The organism is Bacillus pfraonensis (genome assembly GCF_050768835.1).
In the GTDB taxonomy this organism is placed as follows: domain Bacteria; phylum Bacillota; class Bacilli; order Bacillales; family Bacillaceae_G; genus Bacillus_A; species Bacillus_A pfraonensis.
Genome location: NZ_JAHCDO010000062.1, coordinates 23949 through 30430, shown reverse-complemented (window position 1 = coordinate 30430; position 6482 = coordinate 23949). Strand labels below are relative to the sequence as shown.

At 34.4% G+C, this 6482-nt stretch carries 4 protein-coding genes and 1 pseudogene; 1 reads left to right on the top strand and 4 read right to left on the bottom strand.

Annotated elements, in window-relative coordinates; all coding sequences use genetic code 11:
• Positions 1 to 57 precede the first annotated feature (57 nt).
• The 3 genes from KFD70_RS28055 to KFD70_RS28045 form a co-directional block, all read right to left on the bottom strand.
• Complete coding sequence (locus tag KFD70_RS28055) at positions 58 to 744, bottom strand: IS6 family transposase (protein ID WP_431613525.1); 687 nt, start codon at positions 742 to 744, stop codon at positions 58 to 60.
• Between the two features lie 207 nt (positions 745 to 951).
• Positions 952 to 2283 carry an erythromycin esterase family protein gene (locus tag KFD70_RS28050; RefSeq protein ID WP_336454414.1) on the bottom strand — a complete coding sequence of 444 codons (1332 nt, stop codon included), beginning with the start codon at positions 2281 to 2283 and terminating at the stop codon, positions 952 to 954.
• A 605-nt stretch (positions 2284 to 2888) separates the two neighbouring features.
• Positions 2889 to 4046, bottom strand: coding sequence for a serine hydrolase domain-containing protein (locus KFD70_RS28045; protein ID WP_336454413.1), 1158 nt, complete (start codon positions 4044 to 4046; stop codon positions 2889 to 2891).
• A gap of 1122 nt (positions 4047 to 5168) precedes the next feature.
• On the opposite strand from KFD70_RS28045, the pseudogene KFD70_RS28040 reads away from it, so the two are divergent.
• Positions 5169 to 5855: pseudogene (locus KFD70_RS28040) on the top strand (IS6 family transposase).
• Positions 5856 to 5966: 111 nt separating this feature from the next.
• Here the strand turns inward: KFD70_RS28040 and KFD70_RS28035 are convergent.
• Positions 5967 to 6431 carry a 2-thiouracil desulfurase family protein gene (locus KFD70_RS28035; RefSeq protein ID WP_336454590.1) on the bottom strand — a complete coding sequence of 155 codons (465 nt, stop codon included), beginning with the start codon at positions 6429 to 6431 and terminating at the stop codon, positions 5967 to 5969.
• Between the last annotated feature and the right edge of the window lie 51 nt (positions 6432 to 6482).

Here is a 6482-nt window from a genome sequence, read left to right as displayed (position 1 = left end):
GGTTCTGTTGCAAAGTTTGAAAAAAGCATAAACAGGTTGGTAAATGAGGAACAATGTTTAGGAAATAGCTAGTAATTGTTGAAGTTCATTGTACGTTGAAAAGGCGGAGTCTCTTTGAAGACTTCGCCTTTGTTTATATAGGGCATGAATGGTCTCGATACCTTTTATCGTACGTGAAGCATGACGAAGATTTTGAAATCCTGCGGATTTGACAAAACGTCTCTTTACATGCCTATGATCCTGTTCAATAAGATTGTTTAAATGTTTGATTGTACGATGGATTGTAGTTTGATAAAATCCTTGTTTTCTTAATTTGTTAAATGCGCAAAGTAATGCCGGCGCTTTGTCTGTAGTGAGAACCGTTGGTTCTCCAAAATGTTTTACTAATCTTTTCATGAAGGCATAGGCAGCCTGATGATCCCATTTTTTACGAAGTTGAATATCCAATGTGTGTCCATCTTTATCAATTGCACGATAGAGATAACGCCATTCTCCCTTAACTTTGATATAAGTCTCATCCAAATGCCAAGATAAGCGTGCAGATTTATTTTTCACTTTCCAAATTTGATAGATGAGATTGCCATATTCATGAACCCATCGCATGATGGTTGTTGGGTGAACTGAAATACCACGTTCTTTCAGGATTTCAGATACATCGCGATAACTTAAAGAAAAACGGCAGTAGTAGCCGACAGCTACTAAAATAATATCTTTCTTGAATTGTTTTCCTTTAAAATACCTCATGTCTGATTCTCCTAGATCTTGTTTTCTAGAGTGTATCTTCATGTAGAAAACTTTGCAACAGAACCTGTGCTTCTATCCCACATCGTCCCTAATTTGAAAACATTTATTTCATTTAATAATCCTTTAATGAAAATAACCTAACTGACATTTTCAAACAACTCTATTGACACTTAACACTACACTTCATTAAGGCACATTATTCTAAATTTATTGATGTAGTTGAGATGGACTCACTTTTTGAATTTGAACAAGTATATCAAACGCTTTACCTAATGATATATCAACAGTTTTTGGGATATCAGGCCCTTCGATAGTTATTCCAGCGAAAATTGGATGTTGTTCGTTTAACCAAGTTTTTGTCACGCCGTTTGCCTTACGTAAATCAATAAAAAATTGATCTTTTTTGACTTGTCCAAAGATGTAGTTATAACTGTTTGGATCATCCGATTTTAATATTCCATATGGGCCAAATTCACCATCGCTATTCTTGACATTATATTGTCCTTCATAAACTGACGTTCCAATAGATACGTACCGTTTTCCATAATATTCTGCTAAATGCTGCCCAGCTACTTTAGGGTATATAAAAGGAAGCATATTTGTTTTCGAAACGTGTCCATTATGTCCCCATACAATGGTTTTTCCTAAATGTTCTTCAGTCCACTTCGCATTTTCATACATTGCAATATCATGTTTCAAATAAAAATCCGATGGTTTATCAGGAGGTGACGCTAACATTGTAGTAAACTGTTCAATAATACGAGCATTTTGTTTTATCCATGCGAACTCTTTAGATTTCCCATTTAAATAACTTTTATTTTCCTCTAATAAAGCACTAATTTGTTTAGCATCTGAAATATACTTTTCTTTTTCTTCTTTCGTAAGGCTTTCAAAAGTATCCATATCCTTTGTTACAGGAATAAGACCTTTTATCTTCTCTTCTACTCTAGGTACAAGATCTGAATTGTTTCTTTTTATATATTCTATTATATTATTATATACATTCTCGTTTACTGATTGAATGTCCATCCCAATGATACGCACTTTAGATTTATGTTTTGGATTAGCGTTATATTGTTGAATCCAACTAAGTAGATCTAACATTTCTTTTGTGTTAAATACAGGTGATAGATGTTGGCTTGGGTTTCCCTTACCAGTAAGAACATATCGATCAAGCTCCAAAGCTCTGTCCCATCCCTCTTCTAAAACTAAGTTGATAAATCCCTTTTCAGATACTAAATAATTAACAATGCGTTGTTTCATTGTAAAAACTTCATGAGCCCCATGCGTAGCTTCACCTAAACCTACAATTGAAGCTGAACCTACCATATTCTTAAGTGGTTTTAAATCATTAAAAGATGCAGTTGGATTAGTTGTTTTTAAAGGCTTTGCATGCATTTCTAACCATTCCGCTATTTGATTTGTATTGTAGGGAGCTGTAACAGAAACTCCTGTTTTCGAGTCTGCATAAGTACTTCCTACAAAATTAGTCAGTATTATAGCAGAAACACCAAGTGCAATAATCATTTTCTTTTTCATAAAACCCTCCTGAAATACTTACTTGTTAGTTTTTTGACATGCTCTAAGGACCCCAATTTAAACTATTAATTCTCTTATTACTGTTAAGATACATTTATTCTAGTTCCTAAAAATAACTTATTTCTTAATAGGTTCTTAAGAAATTCTTAATTCATTCATACCAATATAAAACCAAATAACCTTCAATCCAAAAATAAAGGGAGCAGGTTATTTGGTTATTCATTCCGTAAGCTTAATGCTCAAGTTAGTCATTTTTCAAACGGTTAAACTAGATTAGAAAGGATAACGTTTTTTGGTACTTGATTACGAGTATTAAAATCTCTTAAGTTGATAGCGATGGGTGCTCCCCCACACTCATCAATTAAAGAAAAAAAAGAAAAAAATGAACTGACATCCCCAAGTGACTACCTGTAGAGAAACAAAATTTCGTTTAGGGGATACTCCAAAACCCTAGTCTGATGGCGACGTGGCGGGACCTCATGCCTATCAACTTAAGAACTTGCTTTATTCTAAAAAAAATTTTTAGAGTAAGTTGTTTTTGAACCAGAAAGGCATATTTTTAACTATAAAAACTATGACAAAATTTATCCGGTTTTCCTTTTTACCTACTTGCTAAATTCAGCAAGTAAAATATTTTTAAATGGATCAGGACTATCAGCTTTAAGACTGTTCAAATTGACGGCCAATGTATGCTTGCCTCCAAGTGTGCCACCAGCAAAAGTGGTAAACCCTAGAACTTTACCCTGGTGTCCCCATATCGAGACACCGTTTGGAAGCTTAGTTTCATAGATCCCAAGACCATATCCGGTTCCTTCTCTATCTGTAGGAACTGTAGTAAGCATTTGTTTTAGTTGCTGTTCCTTCAGTAATTTGCCACTGAGTAAGTAAGAGAAGAATTTGTTTAAATCGTCAGCATTAGAAATCATATCTCCATCCGAGCTACCTGGGTTAATATAAGTAACGTCTTTTAGCTCACTTGCTCCGTCTAGTTGGAAATAGCCACGGGCATGCTTGGTGCCTGGAATCACACTTGAATTGCCAGGTAGGAATGTATTTGACAAATCAAGCGGTTCAATAATCCGATTTTCAACCTCTTCCGCATAGCTGTTTCCAGTTACTTTTTCAATAAGGATCCCCAGTACTACGTATCCTGTGTTTGAATAAGACCAGCCCTTTCCTGGGGCAAAGTCTGGGGGAAGAGAAACCCCCATCTTTACGAATTCTTCAGCCGTATACGATTTTTTTGTATCCATCATATCAAAGTCTTTTGACCTTGTGTATTCAGCGATACCACTTGTATGATTCAATATCTGCCGGATAGTAATCTGGTTACCATCATATCCGTTTCCTTGAATGACACCAGGCAACCATTTTTCAATGGAGTCGTCTAGATTCAAACGGTTCTCTCCAGATAATTGAAGTAGAACTGTTGCAATGAACGTCTTCGTTACACTACCAATGCGAAAGCGAAAATCTGTTTTCATTGGTTTCTTGGTGCTCAGGTCCGCTAACCCAGCGGCATAACTCCATGTTTTTCCACCCTGAGAAGTTTTAGCAAGTATCCCAGGATATCCAAGTTGCAATGTATCCCGCATTGCCTCTTTGACGGAATTACGTTCTCTTTGAGTGCTTGTTTGTAACGAACTAGATACATTTTGAATGGACTCCGCTTTTACAATTGAGGTTGGTGTTGTGTATAACAAGGAACCTCCTGTTATTAAAAGGACTAAACCTCTAAATGTAATTTGAAATTGCTTTTTCATAATGGTATTCTACTCCTCTATTCACATTATTGTATAGATGGTTATTTGCTGTCTCATACTAACCATACAGCTTACCTCTTAGCCAAAGACAAAAGGATAACTTTGAATTTGCAATCATCTGTGTACCAATTATTTCTACAAACAACTTTCTGACCTAATAAATGATTAATCCCTCTTTTTCAGATGAATGTTAACCTCTGTAATTTCTTCTTTTCTTCCATAGAGTTTTGTTAATGAATTTGTTTTTATATAAATATATAGTATCTATTCCTCCTCTCGTTCTTCTCTACATTTTGATCATACACAATGAAAATCTCTTTTTTCTTACTCCTTCCTTACAAATTCCTTACGTTCAAAACCACTTCTATAATTCGGTGGTTTTTATTTTAAGAAAACTCAGTTCTATTAACTTGATAGGCATAGGGTCTCGCCACATCGCTATCAAGCTAAGCTCATACAACGTCAATTATGGTAGAGGTTATTTCTTTTTTCTAAAGGCTACGTGTAGGGAATTTAAAGATTTGCATACGAAATAAACCCTAATGGGTTTCATTTTTTTGATTTAAGCCGCTTGATTATCAGACATGGTACAATTGTAAACGACACCTTCAGACCAATTATTTTTTTCATGGGGGCATAAAATTTTTTTGAACTTTTTAGTGTTAAATGGCAATAAAGTTGTTTAATCTTAATAATCTAAATACATAAAACACCGTTCGGAAATAGAACGGTGTTTTAAAATAATTATTTAATTTTTTTCATTGAATATTATTTTTCTCAAAACAAACAACAATAAAGTCATTTAAGAAGTAAGTGTTCTTCCGCAATTGCGCCCTTTTCTTGAATAAGTACATACTTGTATTAGCTAGTACTTAACTTAGGGCATATCGAACTAAAACCGCCTTTAGCAACAAGATACAGCACTTCACTTTAAACACTATCTATAATTTTATATTTATTATCTTAATATTCTCCAAAAATCTGGTCCATAGTTCTTATTCCTAAATTCAACAGGAACTCGTGTTTTTGAAAAATTATGACCAACGTTTATTTTATAGGTTCTGTTGCAAAGTTTTTAAAACTAAGCTAAACTTTTGCAAAACAGAGTGAGGAGAATCATAAATGGGATATTTTAAAGGAAAACAATTCAGGAAAGATATTATTTTAGTAGCCGTCGGCTACTACTGTCGTTTTTCTTTAAGTTATCGAGATATATCTGAAATTTTGAAAGAACGTGGTGTATCGGTCCATCCCACAACCATCATGCGATGGGTTCATGAATATGGAAATCTCATTTATCAGATTTGGAAGAAGAAAAACAAAAACACATTGTTATCTTGGCGTTTGGATGAAACCTATATCAAGGTGAAAGGGCAATGGTGTTATTTATATCGAGCAATTGATAAAGAGAGACAAACACTTGATATTCAACTTCGTCAAAAACGGGACACACAAGCAGCATATGCTTTTATGAAAAGACTTGTTCGAACTTTTGGAGAACCAACGATTCTGACGACAGATAAGGCCCCTTCTTTAGCTTCCGCATTCAAAAAATTAAAGGAGATAGGTCTTTACAAAAATACCTTTCATCGTACAATCAAGCACCTCAATAATATCATTGAGCAAGATCATTGACATGTGAAACGTCGATTCTCCCGTTCTTTAGGGTTTCAAAGTCTTCGCCATGCCTCACGTACTATTAAAGGTATAGAAACTGTTCATGCCATATACAAACAAAAACGAAGTCTTCAACCAAACTTCGTTTTTTCGACGTATAACGCATTACATGAATTATTAATAGTTTCATAAAACTGGTCCACAATATTCTCCATCTCTTTATGTCTTCGGAAACTTTGCAACAGAACCTTTTTAGGAATAATAAAGTATAATTTCGGAAGGCGAATCATTAAACATATCCCCCTATATTTCATCTTTTAATTTTTCTAACTCTAATTCAGATATAACTTTGATTCCATTGATTTCTAATAAAGCTGTCGTTACTCCAACTCCATCTCTTTTTTCTCCAATAAACTCACCATTATAAATTTTTTTGCCTCCACACGATGGACTATATTCTTTTAACACTACGTGTGTGACTTTCATTTCTTGTGCTATCTCTAATGTCTTTCTAGCACCATTTATATATAATTCCGTCACGTCATTTCCTGAGCGTTCTATAACTTTTGCCTTACCTACTAAAACATCAAACCCATCTCCACCTAAAATTTCAGCGGGTTCTCTTGGTGTAACAAACCCACCTAATAGCTCTGGACAAGTAGGAATTGCTTTCTTCTCATCAATTAATTTTTGGATTGTATGATCTAAACAAGAAGTGCCATTATATCTTACGGGATTTCCAGCTAAACAAGAACTAACTAAAATCATGCTACACGTCCTATCTAAGCAAATTTAATTATTAATGTTGTCGAAAAAATA

Coding starts and splice junctions, on each gene's coding strand:
- KFD70_RS28050 (WP_336454414.1), bottom strand. CDS start 2,283: ATGAAAAAGAAAATGATTATTGCACTTGGTGTTTCTGCTATAATACTG.
- KFD70_RS28045 (WP_336454413.1), bottom strand. CDS start 4,046: ATGAAAAAGCAATTTCAAATTACATTTAGAGGTTTAGTCCTTTTAATA.
- KFD70_RS28035 (WP_336454590.1), bottom strand. CDS start 6,431: ATGATTTTAGTTAGTTCTTGTTTAGCTGGAAATCCCGTAAGATATAAT.
- KFD70_RS28055 (WP_431613525.1), bottom strand. CDS start 744: ATGAGGTATTTTAAAGGAAAACAATTCAAGAAAGATATTATTTTAGTA.